The organism is Klebsiella sp. P1954 (assembly GCF_018199955.1).
Lineage (GTDB): Bacteria > Pseudomonadota > Gammaproteobacteria > Enterobacterales > Enterobacteriaceae > Klebsiella > Klebsiella pneumoniae.
Genome location: NZ_CP073373.1, coordinates 507,019 through 532,337, shown reverse-complemented (window position 1 = coordinate 532,337; position 25,319 = coordinate 507,019). Strand labels below are relative to the sequence as shown.

The 25,319-nt window shown below is 58.3% G+C and carries 22 protein-coding genes; 8 read left to right on the top strand and 14 right to left on the bottom strand.

All coding sequences use genetic code 11. The features are described 5' to 3' along the window. Positions 1–23: 23 nt before the first annotated feature. Positions 24–1,616, bottom strand: a complete 1,593-nt coding sequence (malX, locus tag KB890_RS02685; protein WP_020324652.1) for a maltose/glucose-specific PTS transporter subunit IIBC — start codon at positions 1,614–1,616, stop codon at positions 24–26. A gap of 172 nt (positions 1,617–1,788) precedes the next feature. Here malX and KB890_RS02680 point away from each other — a divergent pair, with 172 nt between their 5' ends. Beyond that, entirely contained in the window at positions 1,789–2,817 is a 1,029-nt protein-coding gene (locus KB890_RS02680) for a Mal regulon transcriptional regulator MalI (protein WP_004148253.1), read from the top strand. A 39-nt stretch (positions 2,818–2,856) separates the two neighbouring features. On the opposite strand, the gene KB890_RS02675 is transcribed toward KB890_RS02680, so the two are convergent. Next, a complete protein-coding gene (locus KB890_RS02675) occupies positions 2,857–4,395 on the bottom strand; it encodes a YdgA family protein (RefSeq protein ID WP_020324648.1) in 1,539 nt (512 codons plus the stop codon). Between the two features lie 89 nt (positions 4,396–4,484). After that, positions 4,485–5,660: a mannose-6-phosphate isomerase gene (gene manA, locus KB890_RS02670; protein ID WP_004892339.1), complete on the bottom strand. Its 1,176-nt coding sequence runs from the start codon at positions 5,658–5,660 to the stop codon at positions 4,485–4,487. A gap of 201 nt (positions 5,661–5,861) precedes the next feature. Between manA and fumA the strand changes: the two genes are divergently transcribed. Together fumA and fumC are read left to right on the top strand one after the other, a co-directional pair. After that, positions 5,862–7,508, top strand: coding sequence for a class I fumarate hydratase FumA (fumA, locus tag KB890_RS02665; protein ID WP_211778010.1), 1,647 nt, complete (start codon positions 5,862–5,864; stop codon positions 7,506–7,508). A gap of 339 nt (positions 7,509–7,847) precedes the next feature. Further along, positions 7,848–9,248, top strand: coding sequence for a class II fumarate hydratase (gene fumC, locus KB890_RS02660; protein WP_002903315.1), 1,401 nt, complete (start codon positions 7,848–7,850; stop codon positions 9,246–9,248). Here fumC and tus read toward each other — a convergent pair. From tus to rstA, 4 genes are all read right to left on the bottom strand, one after another. After that, on the bottom strand, positions 9,238–10,170 hold the full coding sequence (gene tus / locus KB890_RS02655; protein WP_004148259.1) for a DNA replication terminus site-binding protein: 933 nt from the start codon (positions 10,168–10,170) through the stop codon (positions 9,238–9,240). The genes fumC and tus overlap by 11 nt on opposite strands. A gap of 75 nt (positions 10,171–10,245) precedes the next feature. Beyond that, positions 10,246–11,547: a two-component system sensor histidine kinase RstB gene (rstB, locus tag KB890_RS02650; RefSeq protein WP_004151564.1), complete on the bottom strand. Its 1,302-nt coding sequence runs from the start codon at positions 11,545–11,547 to the stop codon at positions 10,246–10,248. A 256-nt stretch (positions 11,548–11,803) separates the two neighbouring features. Continuing rightward, positions 11,804–12,166 carry a hypothetical protein gene (locus KB890_RS02645; RefSeq protein WP_002903374.1) on the bottom strand — a complete coding sequence of 121 codons (363 nt, stop codon included), beginning with the start codon at positions 12,164–12,166 and terminating at the stop codon, positions 11,804–11,806. Positions 12,167–12,408: 242 nt separating this feature from the next. Beyond that, positions 12,409–13,128, bottom strand: a complete 720-nt coding sequence (gene rstA, locus KB890_RS02640) for a two-component system response regulator RstA (RefSeq protein WP_002903377.1) — start codon at positions 13,126–13,128, stop codon at positions 12,409–12,411. A 128-nt stretch (positions 13,129–13,256) separates the two neighbouring features. On the opposite strand from rstA, the gene KB890_RS02635 reads away from it, so the two are divergent. Then, positions 13,257–13,592: a GlpM family protein gene (locus KB890_RS02635; protein WP_002903379.1), complete on the top strand. Its 336-nt coding sequence runs from the start codon at positions 13,257–13,259 to the stop codon at positions 13,590–13,592. Here KB890_RS02635 and folM read toward each other — a convergent pair. The 3 genes from folM to ydgH all read right to left on the bottom strand — a co-directional run bounded on the left by folM (position 13,589) and on the right by ydgH (position 16,858). Next, positions 13,589–14,311 (bottom strand): dihydromonapterin reductase, encoded by a 723-nt coding sequence (folM, locus tag KB890_RS02630; protein ID WP_004179681.1) that lies wholly within the window; start codon positions 14,309–14,311, stop codon positions 13,589–13,591. The genes KB890_RS02635 and folM overlap by 4 nt on opposite strands. A gap of 36 nt (positions 14,312–14,347) precedes the next feature. Then, the gene (locus KB890_RS02625; protein WP_004179684.1) at positions 14,348–15,730 is read right to left on the bottom strand and encodes an amino acid permease; all 1,383 of its coding nucleotides are present in this window, start codon (positions 15,728–15,730) and stop codon (positions 14,348–14,350) included. 177 nt (positions 15,731–15,907) lie between these two features. Continuing rightward, the gene (gene ydgH / locus KB890_RS02620; RefSeq protein WP_002903384.1) at positions 15,908–16,858 is read right to left on the bottom strand and encodes a DUF1471 family protein YdgH; all 951 of its coding nucleotides are present in this window, start codon (positions 16,856–16,858) and stop codon (positions 15,908–15,910) included. A 521-nt stretch (positions 16,859–17,379) separates the two neighbouring features. Between ydgH and pntA the strand changes: the two genes are divergently transcribed. From pntA to KB890_RS02600, 3 genes are all read left to right on the top strand, one after another. Beyond that, positions 17,380–18,909, top strand: coding sequence for a Re/Si-specific NAD(P)(+) transhydrogenase subunit alpha (gene pntA / locus KB890_RS02610; protein ID WP_004148265.1), 1,530 nt, complete (start codon positions 17,380–17,382; stop codon positions 18,907–18,909). Positions 18,910–18,919: 10 nt separating this feature from the next. After that, positions 18,920–20,308: a Re/Si-specific NAD(P)(+) transhydrogenase subunit beta gene (gene pntB / locus KB890_RS02605; protein WP_002903386.1), complete on the top strand. Its 1,389-nt coding sequence runs from the start codon at positions 18,920–18,922 to the stop codon at positions 20,306–20,308. 148 nt (positions 20,309–20,456) lie between these two features. Further along, positions 20,457–20,645 carry a YdiH family protein gene (locus KB890_RS02600; RefSeq protein ID WP_004887037.1) on the top strand — a complete coding sequence of 63 codons (189 nt, stop codon included), beginning with the start codon at positions 20,457–20,459 and terminating at the stop codon, positions 20,643–20,645. Between the two features lie 109 nt (positions 20,646–20,754). On the opposite strand, the gene uspE is transcribed toward KB890_RS02600, so the two are convergent. The 3 genes from uspE to ogt all read right to left on the bottom strand — a co-directional run bounded on the left by uspE (position 20,755) and on the right by ogt (position 23,306). Continuing rightward, positions 20,755–21,705, bottom strand: coding sequence for a universal stress protein UspE (gene uspE / locus KB890_RS02595; RefSeq protein ID WP_002903391.1), 951 nt, complete (start codon positions 21,703–21,705; stop codon positions 20,755–20,757). Positions 21,706–21,843: 138 nt separating this feature from the next. After that, a complete protein-coding gene (gene fnr, locus KB890_RS02590) occupies positions 21,844–22,596 on the bottom strand; it encodes a fumarate/nitrate reduction transcriptional regulator Fnr (protein WP_002903394.1) in 753 nt (250 codons plus the stop codon). Positions 22,597–22,790: 194 nt separating this feature from the next. Then, positions 22,791–23,306 carry a methylated-DNA--[protein]-cysteine S-methyltransferase gene (gene ogt, locus KB890_RS02585; RefSeq protein WP_004176326.1) on the bottom strand — a complete coding sequence of 172 codons (516 nt, stop codon included), beginning with the start codon at positions 23,304–23,306 and terminating at the stop codon, positions 22,791–22,793. 292 nt (positions 23,307–23,598) lie between these two features. On the opposite strand from ogt, the gene KB890_RS02580 reads away from it, so the two are divergent. Next, on the top strand, positions 23,599–23,757 hold the full coding sequence (locus KB890_RS02580) for a hypothetical protein (protein WP_002903398.1): 159 nt from the start codon (positions 23,599–23,601) through the stop codon (positions 23,755–23,757). A gap of 32 nt (positions 23,758–23,789) precedes the next feature. Here KB890_RS02580 and abgT read toward each other — a convergent pair whose 3' ends face one another. Next, on the bottom strand, positions 23,790–25,316 hold the full coding sequence (abgT, locus tag KB890_RS02575) for a p-aminobenzoyl-glutamate transporter (protein ID WP_002903400.1): 1,527 nt from the start codon (positions 25,314–25,316) through the stop codon (positions 23,790–23,792). Between the last annotated feature and the right edge of the window lie 3 nt (positions 25,317–25,319).

Below are 25,319 nucleotides of genomic sequence, written 5' to 3'. Positions count from 1 at the left end.
GTAGCGGGGGGGGACTAGTGGGATCAGGCCTGCACGGTATTCATCAGCGTGGCCATCTCATCTTTTACCGACTGTACCTGCGGGCCAATAACCACCTGCAGATTATGCTGGTTGAGCTGTACCACCCCGATGGCGCGATGGGCTTTCAGCGCGGCGGCGTCCACTTTGCTCATATCGTGCACCGACAGGCGCAGACGGGTAATGCAGTTATCCAGCGAAACAATGTTCTCTGCGCCGCCGAGCGCCGTCAGAATCGCCGGTACGTTATACCCGGATTTGCCGATGGTACCGGCTACGGCTTTCTCCACGCTGGCGGCAGTGTCGATGTCGCGGCCCGGCGTTTTCAGATTGAAGCGGGTGATGGCGAAGCGGAAGATGGCATAGTAGACCGCGAACCAGATAGCCGCCACTACCGGCACCAGATACCACTTGGTCGCCAGGCCATGCAGAATGCCAAACACCACGAAGTCGATGATATTGCCGTCGGTGTTGCCGATGGTTACCCCGAGCACCGCCATGATGGTAAAGCCGAGACCGGTCAGCAGCGCGTGGATGACATACAGGACCGGCGCGACAAACAAGAACAAGAACTCCAGCGGCTCGGTGGTGCCGCCGACCACGCAGGCGATGACCCCGGAGATCAGCAGGCCTTTAATTTTATGTCGGTTTTCCGGACGGGCGCAGTGGTACATCGCCAGCGCGGCTCCCGGCAGGCCGCCGAGGAATGCCGGCATTTTACCCTGCGACAGGAAACGGGTGGCGCTTTCGGCGAAGCCGTGGGTCGTCGGACAGCTCAGCTGCGCCTGGAAGATGGTCAGCGCGCCGCTGACGCTGTGGCCGCAGACGTCGAGGGTGCCGCCGGCTTCGGTAAAGCGGATCAGCGCCACCAGAATATGGTGCAGGCCAAACGGCAGCAGCAGTCGCTCGCCGGTGCCAAAGATCATCGGCCCAAAATCCCCGGCGCTGTTGATCATCTTCCCGAGGGCGTTGATCCCCATAGCGAAGACTGGCCACACCAGCGGGATCGCCAGCCCAACCAGCCCCAGCACCACGGTGGTGACGATCGGCACGAAGCGGGTGCCGCCGAAGAAGGCCAGGGCGTCCGGCAGGCGAATGTTATGGAAGCGTTCATGCAGCAGCCAGACGATAATTCCGGCGATCACCGCCCCGAGGATCCCGGTATCGATTGACGGAATGCCGATAATGTTCTGGATATTGTTGGCCTTCAGGATCGCGGCGTCGGTGGTGGGCAGAATACCCTTCGCGGTCAGCCAGAAGTTGACCGCCAGGTTCATGACCGCGTAGCCAACGAAGCCGGCGAAGGCGGCGACGCCTTTGTTCTCTCGCGCCAGACCCAGCGGGATGGCGATACAAAACATGACCGGCAGGAAGCTGAAGGCAAAGGAGCCGACCTTGCTCATCCAGATAAAGATGGCCTGCAGCAGCGGCATATCCAGCCACGGCAGCAGAGTCAAAACATCGTGACTGCTTAGCGAGCTGCCGATCCCCAGCATGATCCCGCAAAACGAGAGCAACGCTACGGGCAGCATGAAGGTTTTTCCCAGCTGCTGGAAAAATTCCCATAAGGTGATTTTTGGTGCTGTTTTCGCCGTCATAGCACGGCTCCTGATTCATAAGTGGTCGGGAGAACTAACGCCACGGCAAGATAAAACGTTTTACCACTTTTTAGTGCGATAAAAATCACATATTCAAGCGATAATAAGGTTTATAAAGATCGCACAATGATAAAACGATTTATCGACAGGCAAGGGAGTCAGCCAGCAGGTTATGGCAATCGCAAAAAAGATCACCATCAATGATGTGGCGCTGGCTGCCGGCGTCTCCGTGAGTACCGTTTCACTGGTACTGAGCGGCAAAGGGCGCATCTCCAGCGCCACCGGCGAGCGGGTTAATCAGGCTATCGAACAGCTGGGATTTGTGCGCAATCGTCAGGCGGCCTCGCTGCGCGGTGGGCAGAGCGGGGTGATTGGCCTTATCGTCAGCGACCTGTCAAAACCGTTTTATGCTGAATTAACCGCCGGCCTCACCGATGCCCTGGAGAGGCAGGGGAAAATGGTATTTCTCACCCAGGGAGGCCGCAGCGGCGAGAAGATGGCCCAGCGGTTTGATACGCTGGCGGCGCAGGGGGTGGACGGGGTGATTATCGCCGGGGCGATCGACCGCGGGAGCGAGCTGCGCGAGCGTGCGGCGGAGGCGGGGGTGCCGCTGGTGTTTGCTTCCCGCGCCAGCTATCTTGACGATGTCGACCTGATCCGCCCGGACAACATGCAGGCGGCGCAGCTGGTGACGGAGCATCTTATCCGCCGCGGCCATCAGCGGATCGCCTGGCTCGGCGGGCAGAGTGCTTCGCTGACGCGCGCCGAGCGGGTCGGCGGCTATTGCGCCACCTTGCTGAAATACGGCCTGCCGTTTCACAGCGAATGGGTGCTGGAGTGCGAGTCCAGCCAGAAGCAGGCGGCGGAGGCGATGACCGGCCTGCTGCGCCAGAATCCGACCATCACCGCGGTGCTGTGCTACAACAACGTGGTAGCCACCGGCGCGTGGTTCGGTCTGTTACGGGCTGGAAGACAGAGCGGGGAAGATGGCGTCGAGAGCTACTTTGAGCAGCGGGTGGCGCTGGCGGCGTTTGCCGACGTGCCGGAGGCCGCCCTCGACGACCTGCCTCTCACCTGGGTGACCACCCCGGCGCGGGAGATGGGGAAAAGCCTGGCGGATTCGATGCTGCGGCGGCTGGAAGAGGGGACTGGCGAGACGCGAAACCAGATTATGCCCCCGCGGCTGGTGACGCGAAAATGAGGGAGACGGCGCGCGCTGGCCGTCTCCTGTACCGATAAGTTACGGCTGCGGGGCGGCGTCATCCTGCTGCGGCTGGCCTTCCTGCGGCGCGCTGTCCGGCAGCGAAGGCGCTTCCAGACCAAACATCGCGGCAAAATCTTGCAGCGGCATTTTCTGTCCGTTCAGCGTCACCTGGCCGTTCGCGTACTGCAGACTGCTGCTGATGGCGTTATCTTCCATGGTGGTAATGCGGAACATCTGGCCCATCGCCGCCAGGCCTTTGACCTGCTGATCGGCAAGCTTGGCGGCATCGGCCGGCTGATAGCCTTCCAGACCGGCGATCTTAGTCATAAACTCCGTCGCCATATCCACCGGGATCTCCACTTTGCCGTCCAGGGACTGCACCACGCGATCCAGGCTGTCCGCCAGGGTCTGCGGCGGAGCGGTCACCTGGGCCGGATCTTTCAGCAGAACCGAGAGGTTGAGGGTGCTTTCGCCTTTGGCATTGCGCCAGCTCAGCGGAGAGATGGTCACCGACGGGTTGCCTTTGAGCAGGATCGGCAGCGCATTGAACAGCGTTTCGGTGAGGGCCTGCTGATACAGCTCCGGATTCTGCGCCAGCTCCGGTTTCGCCAGCAGCGCCTGAGACTGCGCGCTGTACTGCTGACTGAACTGGTGCCACGCCTGACCGTCGACGTTATCCACTTTCAGCGTGAGTTTGCCGCTGCCCATATCCTGCCCCTGCAGCTTGAGGCTGTTGACGGTGTAGTTCACCTGGCTGTTCACGCCTTTGCCGTCCTGGGTCAGCGTCGAGCCGCCGTCCAGCGCCATGCCGTCGATCAGCGCCAGCTCTTTGCCTTCGACGCTGATGGCCAGTTTATCGAGGGTCATTTTTTGCTGGCCGATACGTTCGTTGAAGCTGGCCAGCTCGGTGGCGCCGTCGGTGGTCAGGTTGACGAAGCGCAGCTGTACCTTCTGGTTATATTCGTTGAGCGCATCGATCTGCCCGCTGCCGGCCTGGCCCTTCAGGCTGATGTTTTTGCCGTCGCGGTCGGCGTCGAGCTGGAACTGACCGCCGCTGAAGGTGACTTTCTCATCGCCTTTAGCGTAGTCGAGGGCGTTAAGGACGATAGCCGACTGGCTGTCGCCGCTGTAGGCAATGCGCGTATCGACGGTAAAGGGGGTGTCGCCTTTGGCTATCTCGAACAGCGCCTGGCTGGCGTCGTTTTTCACCAGCGTGGTGTGGACGGAAGCCATTGCCGGCGCCAGATTAAAGGCTTTTAACGAGGCCAGCGGGAAGGGGCCATGATCGACCACTTCGTCAAGCACCACGCTCTGCCCGGCGGCCAGCCAGCCGTTAGCCTGACCGGCGATCGGCTTCACCACCAGCTGCAGATGGCTGCTGAACAGCCCGCGCTGGTAGTCCTGATAGCTCAGCTCCAGACCTGACTCCGGCGCGCTGCTGCGCAGCTGGGCGTTTGCCTGCTGCACCATATCGGCGATCCGGCCTTCCAGCTGTTTACCGGTGAACCAGGCGCCGCCTGTCCATACCACGCCCAGCGCCACGATGACTCCTGCTGCGACCAGCGATTTTTTCATAGCATTTATCCATAAATGAAGCCAGGCGGAGAGACCGCCTGGCTGAGTTATCACCAACAGTAAGCGCGACCTGAAGGGTCAGTCGCTTACTAGAGCTTATTGAAAACGCGCGCCACGCGGCCGCGGCCGCTGACCTGCACCGGCGATTCACTGGCGGCCACGAAGGCCGACTCGCCCGGCTTGAGGGTCAGGCTCTGGTCGCCTTTGCGCAGTACGGCTTCGCCGTCGACGCAGAACACGATCGCCGCGCTTGCCTGGGCCAAATCGCTGGCCTCGGCGGAGAGGTCATGCAGGGAGAAGGCAAAATCTTCCACCGGGATCGGGAAGTCGAGTTCCGCGCCGTGACGCTGCGGCTGGGTCAACAGCTCACCCGCCGGTTTAGCCTCGAACTTGACGTTAGCAACCAGCTCAGGAATATCAATGTATTTCGGCGTCAGGCCGGCGCGCAGTACGTTATCCGAGTTGGCCATCACCTCCAGCGCCACCCCCTGCAGATAGGCGTGCGGCGTTTCAGCAAACAGGAACATCGCTTCGCCTGGGTTCAGCTTCACCACGTTCAGCAGCAGCGGGGAGAAGAGGCCGCTGTCGTCCGGATAGAATTCCGCGATCAGGCGGATAGTCTGCCACGGTTCGCCTTGTTCACGGGCCAGTACGTCGCGCAGCACCTGCAGCGCCTTGGCCTTTTCCTCACCCTGCATATTTAGCAGGCTGGCAAACAGCTGGCTCAGGTGAGTCGCGTCCGGCTGCTGCAGGAAGGCGCCGATTGCCGGATGCGCGCTAGCCACCGGCTGCAGCAGGGTGACAATCTCGCTGAACTCGCGAAATGCATTCATCGCCAGGAACGGCGTCAGGGCAAAAACCAGCTCCGGTTTGTGGTTCGGATCTTTGTAGTTACGCTCGGCGGCGGAGAGCGGGATACCGGCGGCGTTCTCGCGGGCGAAACCTTCCTCCGAGGCCTGCTTGTTGGGATGCACCTGAATTGAGAGCGGCTGAGCGGCGCACAGTACCTTAAACAGGAACGGCAGTTCACCAAAGCGGGCGGCAACCTTGTCGCCGAGCAGAGCGGCTTTATCCGCGTCAATCACCTCGCGCAGTGAACGCGGCTGGCCGTCGGCCGCCAGGATCTGCGAGCTGCTCTTCGGATGCGCCCCCATCCACAGCTCTGCCATCGGCAGATTGTCCGGGTTGGCGATGCCATACAGTTCGGTTAAGGCGGTGTGGCTTCCCCATGCATAGTTCTGCACGGCGTTAATCAGCTTTTGCATTCTCAATCCCTGTTTCAAACAAAGTAAATTTTATCGCCCTATTAAACCAGCAAACGGTGGAGAAGCAACTGCTGAAAGAAAAAGTCGTCCTTGTCTCAGTTTTTGTTAAAAAATTGTGTAAGATTGTTCGACTCGCTTTTCTACAGGCACATGGAGTCCCTGCCTGAAACATAATCAGCCAAAGCAGTAAGTGAGAGTACAATGTCGAATAAACCGTTTGTTTACCAGGATCCTTTTCCGCTCAAAAAGGATGACACCGAGTATTATCTCCTCAGCAGTGATTACGTCTCCGTCGCCGAATTCGCCGGCCAGGAAGTGCTAAAAGTTGACCCTCAGGCGCTGACCCTTCTGGCGCAGCATGCTTTCCACGACGCCTCCTTTATGCTTCGCCCTGCGCATCAGCAGCAGGTGGCGGATATCCTTAACGATCCGGAAGCCAGCGAAAACGATAAATACGTCGCGCTGCAGTTCCTGCGCAACTCGGATATCGCCGCCAAAGGTATTCTGCCCACCTGCCAGGACACCGGCACCGCGATCATCATGGGTAAAAAAGGCCAGCGCGTGTGGACCGGCGGCGGCGATGAAGCCGCCCTGGCGCAGGGGGTGTATAACACCTATATCCAGGACAACCTGCGCTACTCGCAGAACGCGCCGCTGGATATGTATAAAGAGGTTAACACTGGCACCAACCTGCCGGCGCAGATCGATCTCTATGCTACCGATGGCGATGAGTACAAATTCCTCTGCATCGCCAAGGGCGGCGGCTCGGCGAACAAAACCTATCTGTACCAGGAAACCAAAGCGCTGATCACCCCGGCGAAGCTGAAAAATTACCTCGTCGAGAAGATGCGCACCCTCGGTACTGCCGCCTGTCCACCGTACCATATCGCCTTCGTGATCGGCGGTACCTCGGCGGAAGCGACGCTGAAGACCGTGAAGCTGGCGTCCACCAAATACTACGATGGCCTGCCGACCGAAGGTAACGAGCACGGCCAGGCGTTCCGCGACGTGCAACTGGAGCAGGAGCTGCTGCTGGAGGCGCAGAACCTTGGTCTCGGCGCGCAGTTCGGCGGCAAATACTTTGCCCACGATATCCGCGTGATCCGTCTGCCGCGTCACGGCGCTTCCTGCCCGGTAGGGATGGGGGTTTCCTGTTCCGCCGACCGCAACATCAAAGCCAAGATTAACCGCGACGGCATCTGGATCGAGAAGCTGGAGAGCAACCCGGGGAAATATATCCCTGAGCATCTGCGCCAGGCCGGGGAAGGCGAAGCGGTGAAGGTAAATCTTAACCAGCCGATGAGCGAGATCCTGGCGCAGCTGTCACAGTATCCGGTGTCCACCCTCCTGTCGCTGAGCGGGACTATCATCGTCGCCCGCGATATCGCCCACGCTAAGCTGAAGGAGCTTATCGACAACGGCGAGGCGCTGCCGCAGTACGTCAAAGATCACCCGATCTACTACGCAGGTCCGGCCAAGACGCCGGACGGTTACGCCTCCGGCTCTTTGGGGCCGACCACCGCAGGCCGCATGGACTCTTACGTTGATCTGCTGCAGTCCCATGGGGCGAGCAAGATCATGCTGGCGAAAGGCAACCGCAGCCAGCAGGTCACCGACGCCTGCCACAAACACGGCGGCTTCTACCTCGGCAGCATCGGCGGCCCAGCGGCAGTGCTGGCCCAGCAGAGCATCAAGAGCCTCGAGTGCGTGGCCTATCCGGAGCTGGGTATGGAGGCTATCTGGAAAATTGAAGTGGAGGATTTCCCGGCCTTTATCCTCGTTGATGATAAAGGCAATGACTTCTTCCAGCAGATCCAGACCTCGCAGTGCGCCCGCTGCGTGAAGTAACCCAGGCCGCCCTTCGGGGCGGCGCTGGTCGATGACAAACCTGATTTCGTTAGGGTGAGCGCCTTTCTGCCGGGCGGCGGCTTTCGCCTTACCCGGCCTACGAAAGACAGCAATATCAATAAGTTATGCAGTTCTCTGTAGGCCCGCGCAAGCGTAGCGCCGCCGGGCAATCCCGACGATTGCATTTTGTCAGCGGTCTGGGCCGCCCCTCGGGGCGGCTTTTTTTATGTCGCTTCGCGGCACGAACCACCAAAACAACTTATCAATCTGGCCAATACTTAGTCTTTTAAGCAGGTGAGCTTTGTCGCTATGACGCACTTTTCATCCAAGGAGAAAGTAATGACAACGCATCGCAGTGAAAAAGACTCGATGGGCGCCATCGAGGTCCCGGCCGATAAACTCTGGGGCGCCCAGACCCAGCGCTCGCTGGAGCATTTCCGCATCTCGACCGAAAAAATGCCCGGGGAGCTGATATACGCCCTGGCGCTGACCAAGCGGGCGGCGGCGAAGGTTAACCAGGATCTCGGACTGTTGACGGCGGAGAAAGCCGGGGCGATCGTCGCCGCCGCTGACGAAGTGCTGGCCGGAAAGCACGCGCAGGAGTTCCCCCTGGCTATCTGGCAGACCGGCTCCGGCACCCAAAGCAATATGAATATGAACGAGGTGCTGGCCAACCGCGCCAGTGAACTGCTCGGCGGAGAACGGGGGATGGCGCGAAAAATTCATCCCAATGACGATGTGAATAAGAGCCAGAGCTCAAATGATGTATTCCCCACCGCCATGCACGTCGCGGCGCTGATTGCCCTGCGGGAAAAAGTGATCCCGTCGCTGCAGGCGCTGCGGGCGACGCTCAATGAAAAAGCGGTGGCCTTCAGGGATATCGTCAAGATCGGCCGCACCCATCTGCAGGACGCCACGCCGCTCACCTTAGGCCAGGAGATCTCCGGCTGGGTGGCGATGCTGGACCATAGCCTGAAGCACATTGAAGCCAGTCAGCCGCATCTTGCCGAGCTGGCGCTGGGCGGGACGGCGGTAGGAACCGGGCTGAATACCCATCCGGAATATGCCGTACGGGTGGCGGCCGAGCTGGCGTCGCTCAGCGGACAGCCATTTGTCACCGCGCCGAACAAATTCGAAGCGCTGGCCACTGTGGATGCCCTGGTCCATGCCCACGGCGCGCTGAAAGGCCTGGCGGCCTCGCTGATGAAAATCGCTAACGATGTCCGCTGGCTGGCCTCCGGCCCCCGCTGCGGCATTGGTGAAATCGCCATCCCGGAAAACGAGCCAGGGTCATCGATTATGCCGGGCAAGGTTAACCCAACCCAGTGCGAAGCTCTGACCATGGTCTGCTGCCAGGTGATGGGCAACGACGTGGCAGTGAATATCGGCGGTGCTTCCGGCAACTTTGAGCTTAACGTCTATCGCCCGATGGTCATCCACAACTTCCTGCAGTCGGTGCGTCTGCTGGCGGACGGTATGGCGAGCTTTAACGAGCACTGTGCGGTGGGTATTGAACCGAATCGCGAGCGGATCAGTCAGTTGCTCAATGAGTCGCTAATGCTGGTTACTGCGCTGAATACCCATATCGGCTACGACAAGGCGGCGGAAATCGCTAAAAAAGCGCACCATGAGGGGCTGACTCTCAAAGCCTCGGCGCTGGCGCTGGGCTACCTGACGGAAGCCGAATTCGACAGCTGGGTGCGCCCGGAAGAGATGGTCGGCAGCCTGGCTATTCGCTAGCCAGCCAGAGGTGCAGGCGCGGGATAAGCAATCTCAGCGACTGCGCCTCCGGTTTGTAGCGATACTGCACATTGTCGGCATCATAGTTCAGCAGCTCGCCAATATCCGGTACGCTGACCCCCCGGCTGCCGGACATCAGGGCGATCAGCGGGCTGGGGCAGGCGTACTGTACCTGTTTCTGCTCGCCGGCGTACCAGACGCGGGCGATCGGCTGGACTTTCACCGGTCGTTTTATTTTCAGCCGCGCCCGCTGCGGCAGGGCGGCGATATCCTGATACTCCCTTTCCAGTTTGCTCTGCCACTGCTCCCGGGTCCACGGCGGCACCGCCCGCGGCGCTTGCAGGCTTTTCTCCAGCATCATCAACACCTGGTCGCGGGTCAGATTCTTGATGACGTGCTTATTGGCCCAGCCGAAGCGGATGGTGCTCGGGTCGACGAGGGGCGTCAGCGTGCGGTAGGCGCTTAGGGTGATCAACCCCGGCAAATGACGGTGTACCCACTCAAAACGGGCGGTGGGGGGCAGGCCGGAGTCGACGGTGACGATCTTCTCGAAGGTGGCCTTCAGGGCATTGATATGCTGAATACGCGCCAGCAGATCCTGCTGCTCCGCGGCGGTAACCTGCAGGCAGATAGCCCCCGGCAGGCGTACGGCGGCCTTGCTGCTGCGGTTTTCCGATTGCTGCTGGATAAACAGATGGCTGTAGTGGCGCAGGGCGCGCGCCAGGGCCGTCTTGCCGATGTGCTGCACCACCGGAATAGTGGCCAGCGGATCGTGCTCGGCATCCTTACCGATCGCCGGCAGTTCAAATACCCGGCCCGCCAGCAGACGGCAGTCACTTAACGCCTGCTGGAGCGCCTGCAGCTCCAGCTCGATCTGGCGAAAGGTATTATTCAGACGTTCAACGAGGTCGTAGCTGGCCATTATTACCACCTTAGTTACAACATACTATTAGATTTTTGCAGCATACCCAGCCCGCGGCTTCTGCGCAAGTTTTATTCAGGCAGAGGTGAAATCAGGCAGCTGATGATAGACCGGCCAGCTAAAGCAGAAGCGGGCGCCGCCGAGAGGGCTGGCCTCGCAGCGCACTTCGCCGCCCATCGCCTGGGCGATACTGTGGACAATCGCCAGGCCGAGGCCGCAGCCTCCTGTCGCCCGGTCCCGGCTGGGGTCAAGGCGGACAAAGGGCTCAAACACCCGCTCGCGCTCCTCGGGGGCGATTCCCGGGCCGTCATCCTCAACCAGCAACGAAGCGCGCGAACCCTGCAGCGTCAGGCTGACCGCCACCCGCTGGCTGCTGTAGCGCAGGGCGTTATTGACCAAATTATCCAGCACCCGCTCCATCAGTCGCATATCCAGCGCGCCGTAGTTACCGTGGGTCAGCGTCGCCAGGGCGACCTCGCGCTGTGGGTTAACCATCTGGATATCCTCGACGTGATCGCTGATCCAGGCGGGAAAATCGGGAGTCGTCAGGCTGAGCTCCGTCTGCGGGCGGTCGAGGCGGGCGTAGGTCAGGAGCTCTTCAATCAGCGCCTCCAGCTGACCGATATCGCGGTTCAGCGCCTGCGATTCCGCCTCGGTGAGATTCTCGCTCATCTCCAGACGGTAGCGCAGGCGTACCAGCGGTGTCCTGAGTTCATGGGCGATGCCGTCAATCAGCTGCTTTTTGCTGGCAATAAGCGCATTAATGTTATCGGCCATTTGGTTAAAGGCCACCCCGAGCCGCTCGAAGCTGGACATACTGTCGAAGTGAATGCGCTCGCTGAGGTGACCTTCGCCAAAGCGCTGGGCGGCCGTCTCAATGCGCAGCATGTCCTGCCAGTGCGGGCGCATCCAGATAAACACCGGAAAGGCCAGAGAGATAGCAATAAACGCCATTAGCGCCACGTCCAGCAGGCGCATCTCATGCAGAAAATAGAGATAGGGCACCGGGCCCACCGACAGCACATAGTGGCTGCGGGGAATGCGCTGAATAAAGGTGTACTGATCGTCGAGGGCGACGATATCGCCGGCGCGCAGGTGCTGCATCGAGCTTTCCGACAGCTTAAATTTGCTGATCGGCTCGATGTGCAGATCAAACGATAAATTCAGGTCCAGCTCTTTAAGGGTCTTGCTCCAGTCGCGCGGCGGTATCTCCCGCAGCTCGCTGCGCATCAGATACAGCGAGCTTTTCATCAAATCGTCAAGCGACTGCCGTCCGGCGCGCTCCGCGGTAAATTTATAGACCAGACCGACCAGCATGGTCATCACCAGAAAGCAGACGAAGAGCAGAAGATAGAACTGCACGAACAGCTTTTTCATTACATTACCGCGTATTCAAGAGAAACCTGTCTGGCGCCCCAGGGGCATCTTCTGCGCGTCGGGGAGTCAATGTTATCGATATCCCCGGGCGAGGCGCGGGGAAATCATCGATACGCTATCAAAGCAGGGTTTATGCCCCCTGACAATAGCCAGCCTGGAGACAGAACGGTGAAAAGGTGACAGTGTCACTCGATGCGGTGATTTCTTCACCCTCGGTGGGAGCAGGGCAATCGTATTTTGTGCGTCGATGGATACGCTACTCACGATAATAAGGAATGTCTACCGGATAGGTGGTCGTCAGACTCAGCAGCCGACAGCGCACCAGTTTTTCCGTTTCGGCATACCAGTAAGCAAACTCGCCGGTGGTCTGGTGGTAAATCATCTGATCGAGGTTGGCAAACGGGATCACCAGCAGCGGCCCCTGGCGAACGTGGCCGCCGCCGGTTTCAAAGTGATGCTGCCCCCAGGATTGCTGGGTATGTTCATAGCGATGAAGGATCACCTCGATTTGCCCGCGCTGCGGACAGAGGAGTCGAATATCGGCGTTGTCGAGGGAAAAAGCCCAGCCAGAGAGAGAAGTGAACAGTGAGAGTGCCAAAAGTACAACGTATTTCATCATGTAAAAGTCCTGTGTTTTCAGGCTTTATGCCACTCTGACAGCGGTAAGTCCTTGAGCACAATCATATTGAGGAGTTATGTGATGGGGTTCTGTACGGCTAATTCTATTGATTTAATCAATATGACAAGTTCCGGTGATGAATGTGCGCGCCAGGGACGAACGCAGCAGGCAGCAAACGTGATAACTTTGCCGCCGGCGAGCGCGCGATGAGCGGGCCCCTCGCAGGGCCGCAGAAGGGCTGCTTAGTTATCCCAGGCGTGAGGGGCGAACAGGTAGCCTTTGTTGCGAACGGTCTTAATACGATAGGGCTCCGTGGCGTTGTCGAGCAGTTTTTTGCGCAGGCGGGAGATAGCCACGTCGACGCTGCGATCCATCCCGTCATAGGTAACGCCGCGTAAATTTTTCAGCAGTGCGTCGCGGTCCATAATCTGCCCGGCGTGGGTGGCCAACTCCCACAGCAGATCGAAATCGGCGGTCGACAGGGCGACGTTTTCTCCGCCAAGCAGCACCTGGCGGTTGACCGGGTCAATGGTCAGCGAGCCGAAGGAGATGGTTTTATGTGGCGTGAGCGTTGAGGAGGCGGATCCGGCGCCTGCCGGAGCAATATGCTGGCGCAAATGCAGACGCAGTCGCGCCAGCAGGACCGCTGGCGGGGTGGTTTTCAGAATATAATCGCTGGCGCCCATCTCCAGGGAGAGGATATGGTTCATATCGCTGTCGAGCGAAGTCAGCAGGACAATCGGCCCTTGCCATTGCCCGCGCAGATCGCGACAGAGCGTCATTCCGTCCTTGCCGGGCAGCATAATGTCCAGCAGCACCAGATCCGGTTTCTCCCGCGCGATCACCTCCTCAGCGCGGTCGCCGCGAGGCTCGACCACCACATCCATATCATGCTTGCCGAGATAGGCGGCGATCAGCGTGCCTACCTCAGGGTCATCCTCAACAAAAACGATTTTATTCATGTCTATTGCACATCAGTAAAAGAAGTAACATACACCGCACTTATTTTACCCGCCATTACTCTTTTATAAACAGCGTTAAATCCGCTATGCTGCCCTAACTTATTGATTCACTGTTAAGGCATACGGGCATGGGGCTGTTAATCAAAGGGCTGCTGGGAGCGCTGGTGGTGGTGCTGATTGGCGTGCTGGCGAAAACCAAAAACTACGCTATCGCTGGCCTGGTCCCGCTGTTTCCCACCTTTGCGCTCATCGCCCATTATATTGTCGCCAGCGAGCGGGGGATCGAAGCCCTGCGCGCGACCATCGTATTCGGCATGTGGTCGATTCTTCCCTATTTTATCTATCTGCTGTCACTGTGGTATTTCACCGGGATCATGCGCCTGCCGTTGGCGCTGGCAGGCGCGGTGGGATGCTGGGGGCTGTGCGCCTGGCTGTTAATCCTCGGCTGGAGCCGTTTCCACTAGCGCAGCGGGCGGCCGCCGTCGACAGCGAATGAGCGGCCGGTAACGTAGCGGCTGGTAAACAGGTAATCGATGAGATCGCTAATCTCTTTTTCGCCAGGGGCGATTTTCATCAGCGATTTATCCAGCGCCTGCTGACGATAGGCCTCGTCGTCACCCTCATTAAACATGATTAGCGACGGCGCGATGGCGTTGACCTTAACCTCTGGCGCCAGCTTGCGAGCGAAGGAGCGGGTCATGTTATCCAGGGCGGCTTTGCTGGCGGCATAGGCGATATGTTTGTCGCTCCCGCGCTCCACCACGTAATCGGTGATATGGATAATGTCGCTGGCGGCATGGCCGTGGCCGCGCAGCAACGCCTCCAGCGCATGGTTGAGCAGATAGGGGGCGTTGACGTGGATCTGCATCATGCGGTTGATGACGGTGCTCAGCGGGACGCCCGGCTTTTCCGCCATCCAGTCGCTGGCGTTATGGATAATGGCGCGCAGACCGTCGGTGTGTGATTTGACCGCTTCAGCGAAGGTCAGAATGCCGTCATCGCTGCTAAAATCGGCCTGCAGGCAGAGCGCGCCCGCTTCGCGCAGGCCGTCAATCGCCGGATAGGGCGTACGATAGCTGACGATGACCGGCTGGCGCTGCTGCAGAAAATGGTGTGCCAGAGCGAGGCCGATGCGGCGGCCTGCTCCTGTGATCAGAATCGGGCGGGGCTGTTGTTCAGCCATGGGTATCTCCTATGCGTTCTGCGGCAGGGCGACCGCTTACCCCACCAGCATCCACGTTGCCGGCACAGCGGCAACCAGCAATAAACCAATTAGCGCCACTTCGCGGCGTTTGAGCGAACGATCGTGCTGGTGCGTACGTCGGGCGTACAAAAAGACCAGAAGACCCGGAGCGTAAAGTACCACCGACAACAGCAAATGCACAGGCCCCGACGCGTATAATAACCATATGCCATAAATACAGGCGCCGATAGCCACCGCTTTATGCAGCGGGCGAGTGGCGATTTTCAGCAGAAAGGCGCCGACCAGCAGATAGGGCACGAGAATCATCTCAGAGGCAATGGTCAGCAGCGTGCCGTAGTCCGATCCGGTCAGCCAGATCAGCACCAGCGATACCTGAACGCTGATATTGGTCAACCACAATGAGGCGGAGGGGGCGTTGTTGCTATTCTGACGGGCAAACAGGCGCGGGAAGGCTTTATGAGTGGCGGCGAGGAAAGGCACCTCCGCGGCCATGATGGTCCAGCTGAGATAAGCGCCGCACACCGACACGATCAGCCCGGCGGCAATGACGATCTCCCCCCATGACCCCATCAGCCTGACCATCAGTCCCGCCATCGACGGGTTGCGCATTTCGGCCAGTTCGCTGCGCGGCACAACGCCCAGCGACAGCAGGGTGACCAGCAGATACACCGCGAGGGCCGACAGCACCGCCAGCAGCGTCGCGCGGCCAACGTCGCGCTTGTGCCGCGCCCGCGCGGACACGACTACCGCCCCCTCCACGCCGATAAACACCCACAGGGTGATCAGCATGGTGTTTTTGACCTGTTCCCATACCGGCACGCCCAGCGCCAGGCCGCTAAAATCGAGGCGGAACGTATCCAGCTGAAAGGCCAGGGCGGCGAGCGCGACGAAGGCGCCCAGCGGCAGAAGCTTGGCGAGGGTGGCCACCAGGTTAATCCCCGCTGCCGTCTGGACACCGCGCAGGACCAGAAAGTGGACGATCCACAGCAGAACCGACGCGCCAACGATAGACTGCCAGGTATTACCATCGCCAAACAGGCGCAGCTCAGGGGTATCGGTGAAAAAACTGAGCGCCGAAAAGACGATAACCAGATAGGAGACGTTGGCGATCACCGCGCACAGCCAGTATCCCCAGGCGGAGCAGAAGCCGATCAGTTCGCCGAATCCTTCGCGAGCGTAGGTGAAGATCCCGCCGTCGAGGTCGGGACGAATACGGGTCAACAGCAGCATGGCGAAAGCGAGAAACAGGATCCCGACGCCGGTGATGGCCCAGCCAATGAGCAGAGCGGAGGGGCTGGCCACGGCAGCCATATTTTGCGGCAAACTGAATACGCCAGCGCCGAGCATTGAGCTAAGGACCAGGGCGGTCAGGGCGCTCAGGCCCAGTTTCTTTTCCATTGCATTCCCGAGGTGAAAATGGCTGTTCCAGAATATTTATTTTGCGAAATCGCATAAAAATGGAGGATTGCGCTAAGGCGCGGGATTTTACGGAGTGTCCGGGGGCCATGCAATGGCGGGGGATGAAAAAAAATGAAAAGGCGGCAATGCGCCGCCTTTTTAGCCAGCCAGCAGCGATTATTTGTACAAATCGGCGCTGATGGTGATGTTGCCGCCGCGTTCCTGCCACTGGCGGGTGATGTGGTAGTACTTCGCCCCTTTCTTCGCCGCGCGTTTCGCCGTCTGATAGGAGATTTCGGTCATGTTGCCGTAGTTGCCGGTGAACTGGATGTTATCGAACGGCACCATTTGCGCCGCAGTCACTTTGTTCACTTCTTCGACCTTAGTGCCGTTCGGCAGAGTGACAGTGTAACGTCCACCTTTCGAAGACTGAGTCTCAAAGAAACGCCCAACGCCGGTACCCGAACCCACCGCGGCGGTGGTGGCAACGCCCGGAATTTCCACGTTCTTCGCCGCTTCGCCGCCTTTGGCCAGCGCTGCGCGGCCAGCTTCAGAGTCAGCCGGGATAGCGTCCGGGCTCTGCAGCACGCGTTTTTCAGCATCTTTTTTGTAGATATAAGCGGTAATGCGCTGGTTGCCGCCCTGGTTGGCGTCAACCTGGCGGACGATAAAGAACGCATAGGCGCCTTTTGCTTTCGCCGCTTTGGTGATGGCGTCGTTGACTTCCGGCTGGCTGCGATAGAAGCCCTGAACGGTGACGGTGTCGTAAGGCATCAGCTCAACGGCCTGATCTTTCGGCAACTCCATCACGCCGTTGATAATGCGATTCTTCGGCGCATCCGCTTTCGGCGCGTCTTCTTTATAAAGGTCAGCCGTGACGCGCCAGTTGCCGCCATTGCCGTAGTCCGACGTGTCGACAACATAGAATGAGGCCGCGCCGTCTTTGTCGGCTTTGCGCGATACTGCCTGTACCGCATCGCCAATGGCATTAAACCGGCCGGTGACGACAACGCGATCGTAGGGCTTCAGCGCAGCCGCCTGCTCCGGGGTCAACTCGGTCGCTGCATGGGCAGACAACGTGGCGGTTGTCAGGAGAGCAGACGCCAGGAGGGTGTTTTTAAGCTTCATAAAAATAATCCTTTGCCTTGCGCAAACCATATACTGGTGTTGTTGTTGACTGAAAACGTTTGATTATTGCATTTAATCGCCGTGACTGTCTGCGTCAATTTTTGCTTGCCGCCCGAATCGTATACTACGGAAAGATAACATTTTTCGATATGTTGAAAAAACAGGCGCTTGACCAGCAAAAACGATAATCAATACCACTTTTATTAGTTAATGTAATGTTAACACAATGATCTCAATGGCGATAAATGGCGTTTTATACCGCAGGATAAGCGGATTATCAGGCCTGGGCGGCAAATTCAGGTAAATATTGCTGCCCGGACCCATCTGAGCTGACAATAAGCAATAAAATCAAAATTTGTGTTTTATCGTAGTAGATCACAATCGGTATTTTCAGTAGGTTATAAAAAGTTTGTTACTGTTTCATTTTGTAGACAGCGAAAGATGGCGAGGAAGATTTTGCCGTCCTGGCGTTGTTGGGCAGAAAAGTAAACCATCATCAAAAACCGATGGAAGGGAAAACTATGCGTATTGGTGTACCACAAGAAAGGCTAGCCCAGGAGACCCGGGCCGCCGCCACGCCGAAGACCGTTGAGCAATTGCTCAAACTCGGCTTTAGCGTCGCGGTAGAAAGCGGCGCCGGGAAGCTGGCCAGCTTTGACGATGAGGCCTTTGCCGAGGCAGGAGCTGAAATCGTGACCGGCGACGAGGTATGGCAGTCTGATGTCATCCTTAAGGTCAATGCTCCGAATGACGATGAAATTGCCCTGCTGAATCCGGGGACCACGCTGATTAGTTTTATCTGGCCGGCGCAAAACCCGCAGCTGATGGAAAAACTGGCGGCCCGTAATATCAACGTAATGGCGATGGATTCCGTGCCGCGTATTTCCCGCGCCCAGTCGCTGGATGCGCTCAGCTCAATGGCCAACATCGCCGGGTACCGCGCTATCGTTGAAGCGGCGCATGAATTTGGTCGATTCTTTACCGGGCAGATTACGGCGGCAGGCAAGGTTCCGCCCGCCAAGGTGATGGTCATTGGCGCCGGGGTAGCCGGTCTGGCGGCGATTGGCGCCGCCAACAGCCTGGGCGCTATTGTTCGCGCCTTCGATACCCGTCCGGAAGTGAAGGAGCAGGTGCAGAGTATGGGCGCCGAGTTCCTCGAGCTGGACTTTAAAGAGGAAGCGGGCAGCGGCGATGGCTACGCCAAGGTGATGTCTGAGGCCTTTATTAAGGCTGAAATGGCGCTGTTCGCCGCGCAGGCGAAAGAGGTCGATATCATTGTCACCACGGCGTTAATCCCGGGCAAACCGGCGCCGAAGCTGATCACCCGCGAAATGGTCGACTCCATGAAATCGGGCAGCGTGGTGGTCGATCTGGCCTCGCAAAACGGCGGCAACTGTGAGTACACCGTACCGGGCGAAGTGGTGACCACCGCCAACGGCGTGAAAATCATCGGTTACACCGATCTTCCTGGCCGTCTGCCGACCCAGTCCTCCCAGCTCTACGGCACCAACCTGGTGAACCTGCTGAAGCTGCTGTGCAAAGAGAAAGACGGCAATATCGTTATCGATTTCGATGACGTGGTAGTGCGCGGTGTGACCGTTGTTCGCGAAGGTGAAATCACCTGGCCGGCGCCGCCGATTCAGGTCTCCGCTCAGCCGCAGGCAGCGGCGAAAAAAGTGGAAGCGCCGAAAGAAGCGGTGAAACCGGCGTCGCCGTGGCGCAAATATGCGCTGATGGCGCTGGCGATTATTCTCTTCGGCTGGCTGGCCAACGTGGCGCCAAAAGAGTTCCTCGGCCATTTCACCGTCTTCGCGCTGGCCTGCGTGGTGGGTTACTACGTGGTGTGGAACGTCTCCCATGCGCTGCATACGCCGCTGATGTCGGTGACCAATGCCATTTCTGGCATTATCGTGGTTGGCGCGTTGTTGCAGATAGGCCACGGCGGCTGGGTCAGCTTCCTGAGCTTTATCGCGGTGCTGATCGCCAGCATTAATATTTTCGGTGGTTTTACCGTGACTCAGCGCATGCTGAAAATGTTTCGCAAAGGATAAGGGGTAGCACATGTCTGGTGGATTAGTAACGGCTGCATACATTGTTGCTGCAATCCTGTTTATTTTCAGCCTGGCGGGCCTGTCGAAACACGAAACGTCGCAGCAGGGCAACTATTTCGGCATCGCCGGGATGGCCATTGCCCTGATCGCTACCATCCTGGGGCCGGACGCCGGCAACGTCGGCTGGATTATTCTTGCGATGGTGATCGGCGGGGCGATCGGTATTCGTCTGGCGAAGAAGGTCGAGATGACCGAAATGCCGGAGCTGGTGGCTATCCTGCACAGCTTCGTGGGTCTGGCAGCGGTGCTGGTGGGTTTCAACAGCTACCTGCAGCATGAAACCGGTATGGAGCAAATTCTGGTCAATATTCATTTGACCGAAGTGTTCCTCGGGATCTTCATCGGCGCGGTGACCTTCACCGGTTCGGTGGTGGCGTTTGGTAAACTGCGCGGCAAAATTTCCTCCAGGCCGCTGATGCTGCCCAATCGCCATAAGCTGAACCTGGCGGCGCTGGTGGTTTCCTTCATCCTGATGGTGATTTTTGTTCGCTCTGACAGCACCGGCACCCAGGTCCTGTGCCTGCTGGTGATGACCGCGATCGCGCTGGCCTTTGGCTGGCACCTGGTGGCCTCTATCGGCGGTGCGGACATGCCGGTGGTGGTCTCGATGCTCAACTCCTACTCGGGCTGGGCGGCAGCGGCGGCGGGCTTTATGCTGAGTAATGACCTGCTGATCGTCACCGGCGCGCTGGTGGGCTCTTCCGGCGCCATCCTCTCTTACATTATGTGTAAGGCGATGAACCGCTCCTTTATCAGCGTGATCGCCGGGGGCTTCGGCACCGATGGTTCCTCAAGCGGCGGCGATGAAGAAGTGGGCGAGCATCGCGAGATTAGTGCCGAAGAGACGGCGGAGATGCTGAAAAACTCGCACTCGGTGATCATCACCCCGGGCTACGGTATGGCGGTGGCTCAGGCGCAGTATCCGGTAGCAGAAATTACCGAGAAGCTGCGGGCGCGGGGTATCAAAGTACGCTTTGGTATTCATCCGGTGGCCGGGCGCCTCCCGGGGCATATGAACGTCCTGCTGGCGGAAGCCAAAGTGCCTTACGACATCGTGCTGGAGATGGATGAGATCAACGACGATTTCAGCGACACCGACACCGTGCTGGTGATCGGCGCCAACGATACCGTCAACCCGGCGGCGCAGGACGATCCGAAGAGCCCGATCGCCGGCATGCCGGTGCTCGAGGTGTGGAAAGCGCAGAATGTGGTGGTCTTTAAGCGTTCAATGAACACCGGTTACGCCGGCGTACAGAACCCGCTGTTCTTTAAAGAGAACACTCATATGCTGTTTGGCGATGCTAAAGCCAGCGTCGATGCGATCCTGAAAGCGCTGTAATGTAACATAATTGTTTTACAACGTTTGTTTATAAGCCGTCTCCTGTGAGACGGCTTTTTTATATGCAGGGGGATGCCTGGAATTGTTCACAAAATAAGCGGCAAGAGGTGATATAATGTTCCGGTTCTTACATCAGACAGAGGATATTATGGATACCGAGTTAACCCCAACGCAGATGGCCATCGAATTCTTACGCCGCGACACTACCGTCATGACCCCAGCGCAGTATCTGAAAAAACTTAAACTGCTGGAGCTGGAGTTTGCTGACCTGATGGCGCTCTCCTCGCTGGAGCTGAAAGAAGAGATCGATCTGGCCTGGCGTCTGGGTATCCACTAAGCCATTCTCGCTGGACAGTGACAGGGGCCGCCAACGGCCCTTTTTTTGTGCCTGGCTGGCAGCAAGCAAAAAAATCCCCCGCGAGGCGGGGGAAGATGAGTGGTAGCGGTTAATCGTCGTCGTCGTCGTCCAGTTCCACCGGCGTCTGGTAGGCCTCCGGTTTCAGCACCAGCAGGTCACAGCGCAGGTGGTCGACAACCTGTTCCGCGGTATTGCCGAGGAACGCCGCCGACAGGCCGGTACGTCCGACCGTTCCCAGCACCACGATCCCCGCCTGCAGATGCTCGGCGAGGTCCGGGATCACCTCTTCAGGCAGTCCTTTTTCGACGTGGGTGAATTTTTCATCGATGCCAAACTTCTGCCGCAGCGCTTTCATCGCCAGCAGATGCTGGCCGCGGATCGCGTCGTTGTAGACGCTGGGATCAAAATCCGGCAGTTCTATCGCGATATTGATCGGCGTCACCGGGTAGGCACCGATCAGGTGCACTTCAGTGTGGTTGACTTCTTCCGCCAGCGACAGCGTCTCGCGAACCAGCTTCTCGTTAAGGGTGTTGTGATAATTCTCTTCGCTGGCGAGATTGACGGCGACCAGCGCTTTGCCGCCTTCCGGCCACGGCTGGTCTTTGACCATCCACACCGGGCAAGGGCATTTACGCAGCAGATGCCAGTCCGTCGGGGTAAAGATCACCGCCTCCAGTTTGTCGTGCTGGTGGGCCATCTTCAGCAGCAGATCGTGTTTCTCACTGACCACCTCCTGAATAATCGCTTCGAAGGGGCGGTTGTGCCACACCACTTTCACGTCAATCGGCACGCCCGATTCCAGGTAGAATTTCGCCTGCTCGCGGATCCAGGCCGTTCGTTGGGCAATGACGCCCTGGCGCATTGCCGTCCGCTCGTCCGGCGACAGCAGGGTGGTCATTTCATAGGAAAAATCATAGATCGGCAAAAAGGCTTTGATGCGTCCACCAATCCGTTGGTGCAGGTACACCGCTCGCCTTAGCGCCGGCTGGTCGTCCTGGTTAGGATCGATTACTACCAGCATGCTCTGATACTTCGCCATACAGGGTCTCCTTACAACTGCAGCTACCGTCAGTTATTAAAAAGATAACCTATATGGATGAATTGAAACAGGGGAGGAGCCTGGTCAGATCAACAAATCTGAAAAAATTGCCGATCGTGACCAGGTATTGCGCAGAGATTAAGCGACGTTGCGCGCCTGTCCGGCCAGCTGGGCCAGCAGATCGCTGTTTTCAATAGTGATATATTTGCCTTTCACCGCCAGCATGCCGCTTTTCTGAAAACGGCCCAGCAGACGGCTGATGGTTTCGACGGTGAGGCCGAGATAGTTGCCAATATCGCCGCGGGTCATGGTCAGCCGGAACTCACGTGGTGAGAAGCCGCGCTGGGCGAAACGACGAGAAAGGTTATAGATAAACGCGGCCAGGCGCTCTTCGGCATTCTTTTTGGAAAGCAACAGGATCATATCCTGGTCGCCTTTAATCTCACCGCTCATCAGGCGCATCATCTGCTGACGCAGATTGGGCATTTTTCCGGAAAGATCGTCAAGAGTTTCGAAGGGGATCTCGCAGACCATTGAGGTTTCCAGCGCCTGCGCAAAGCTCGGGTGCAGACCGGTGCCGATGGCGTCAAAGCCCACCAGGTCGCCCGCCAGATGGAAGCCAGTGATCTGCTCATCACCTTGCTCGGTGATGGTATAGCTTTTGATGGTCCCGGAGCGAATAGCGTACAACGACTTCAGCTCATCACCGGCTTTGAACAAGGTTTGACCTTTCTGGATAGGCTTTTTCCGCTCGATAATATTATCCAGCTGATCAAGCTCATGCTCGTTCAGAGTAAAGGGGATGCAGAGCTGGCTAATGCTGCAATCCTGACAATGGATTGCACAACCGCCAGACTGAATGCGTCGAATAATTCGCTTCTCAGGGATCATATGTCTGCTCAGGCCTTAATTGATATTGGTCAATTTTAACATCTTTTTGATCAGCAGGTAAGTCTTCAGGCCCGGAAACACGTAATATCAGCAGGGTAAATCAAATCGCTTGTGTATCTATTTGATTAAAAACAGATTATTACGCCACTTTTGATTGTAAAATTACCTGAAAATTCCAGAAAAGGCATTTTCAGTCAAAGCAACAGATAGCCCTCATGACGCAAAAGCCACTCTTTACGCTGTACGCCGCCGGCATAGCCGGTCATGGTGCCGTTGCGCCCGATGACCCGATGGCAGGGCACCACGATACTCACCGGATTGGCGCCATTGGCGGCGCCCACCGCGCGCGCGGCGCCGGGACGACCGAGCGCCTCGGCCAGTTGGCCGTAGTGCATCACCTGGCCACAGGGGATTTCGCGTAACGCCTGCCAGACCTGGCGCTGAAAAGGGGTGCCGGCGGTGGCGGTAGGCAGAGTCTCGATAATGGCTAAATCGCCGGCAAAATAGTCGCTCAGCTTACTGCTGAGACCGCCGGGATTGCGGCAGTCGACGCGCTGATAGCCTTCCCGGCGATAGTGTACGTCGAGCAGCGTTTCCATCCGATCGCGGTGCTCGTCCCACTCGACGGCGCGCAAATTAAACTGTTCGTCGCAAAGCACCCACAACGGCCCCAGCGGGGTATCCATTTTATCCTGCAGCAAGGTCAACATCGTTTCTGTCATCCACCATCGTACATGAGAGGCACACGATACCACGCGCTGACGGCAGTCAACTATACTCCCAAAAGGTAAAACCGCATCGCCAGATAGCACGGCGGGCTATCCGCCGTGGAGGTATTCTGCGATCGCCACGATGATTTATTTTTGGATCGATCCTGGCGGGTTACCGGACAGGGTTTTTGCTACTTTTAAGCTGACGACGTCGGTCCTCCGCGCCGCTGTGCGCGCTCGGGAAAGTGCTACCGCGTCGGCGCGGCGCGGTTAATAACTCAGAGGTGGAGCTATGCAATATATACTGACTGGCGTAATCGTACTGATCTTCAGCGGTCTGGTTATTCATGGTATGTCGCTGTTGCTTGAGCGAGGGTATCGCGCGCTTTTCGGCATATTCGCCGGAGCCGGGGAAGCGACCCGTAAGTTCAAAGTGAAGATATCGCGTTAAGCTAAGGCGGCCGTCCCTGGCGCATCGGTGGGTTAAGACAGCCGCGGATAGATGCCAGGGCCGATCGGCAGTCCCACCAGATACCAGCCCACCAGCAACAGCAGCCAGACGGCGAGAAAAATCAGCGGGTAAGGGAGCACCAGCGAGTAGTAGGTGCCGAGGCGGGCATCCGGCCGGTAGCGCTGTAGAAAACCGAGAAACAACGGCACAAACGGTGACACCGGCGCCAGCGGCAGCACCGATGAATCAGCGATACGAAACAGGATCTGCGCAAACGCCGGGTGAAAGCCCAACAGCATAAACATTGGCACGAAGATCGGCGCCAGAATCGACCAGATGGCCGAGCCGCTGGCGATAAACATACACAGAAAAGCCGACAGCAGCGCAAGGCCGACAAACGCCGGAACACCGTTCATGCCTGAACTCTCCAGCAGGTCCGTCAGACCGACGGCCATAAACTTGCCCATGTTGCTCCAGTTGAACATCGCCACGAACTGCGCCAGCGGGAAGACCATCACGATAAACCCGGCCATCTCTTTCATCGGCTCAATCATCAACTGCGGCAGGTCGGCCTGGCGGCGAATTTTGCCGGTGGCGATGCCGTATGCCAGCGACACGACAAAGAAGAAAAAGATAATTAGCGGCACGATGCCTTTGATAAACGGCGAGGGCATGACCGTATGCTGAACCGGATCGCGAAGAATACCGTTTTCGGGGACCACCATCAGGGCGATGACCGCCACGAATACCAGCGTCGCCACGCCGGCGATGCGCAGGCCGAACCGCTCCCCGGGCGTCAGCGTCTGCAGCTTTTCATCACGACTGCCTTGCCACTGGCCCAGCCGCGGCTCGACCAGCTTATCGGTGATCAGTCCGCCGACGAGCGTCAGAACGATCACCGAGGTCGCCATAAAGTACCAGTTGTCGATCACGCTGACGTGCAAAGAGGCATCGATGGACTTTGCCGCCTCGGTGCTGATCCCGGAGAGCAGCACGTCGGTGGTGACAATCAGTAGATTGGCGGTAAAGCCGCAGCCCACGCCGGCTATCGCCGCCAGCAGACCAGCGACAGGATGCCGACCGACGGCAAGAAACATCAGCGCTCCCAGCGGCGGCATAATCACCAGCGCCGCATCGGAAGAGATATGGCTGAAAAAGGCGATAAACAGCACCATATAGCTGGCATAGCGGGCGCTGACGTGCGAGGCCATCTTGACCATCAACGCCGGTAACAGGCCCACCCGCTCGGCAAAGCCGGCGCCCAGCACCAGGGCGAGGATCGCCCCCAGCGGCGCGAAACCGCTGAAGTTTTTAATCACGTTCGGCAAAAACCAGTGCAATCCTTCCACGCTGAGCAGGTTTTTGACCACCACCCGCGAACCGTCAGTTGGGTTTTGTACCCCAACGTTGAGGGCGGAGAGGATTGCCGTGGCAGCGATCAGCACGGCGATGAGATAGATAAACAGCAAAAACGGGTGCGGGACCTTGTTACCGATCTTCTCTACCCAGCCATAGCGCTTTCCGCCGGGGGAAGATGACGGTATGGATGACATACTCATGGG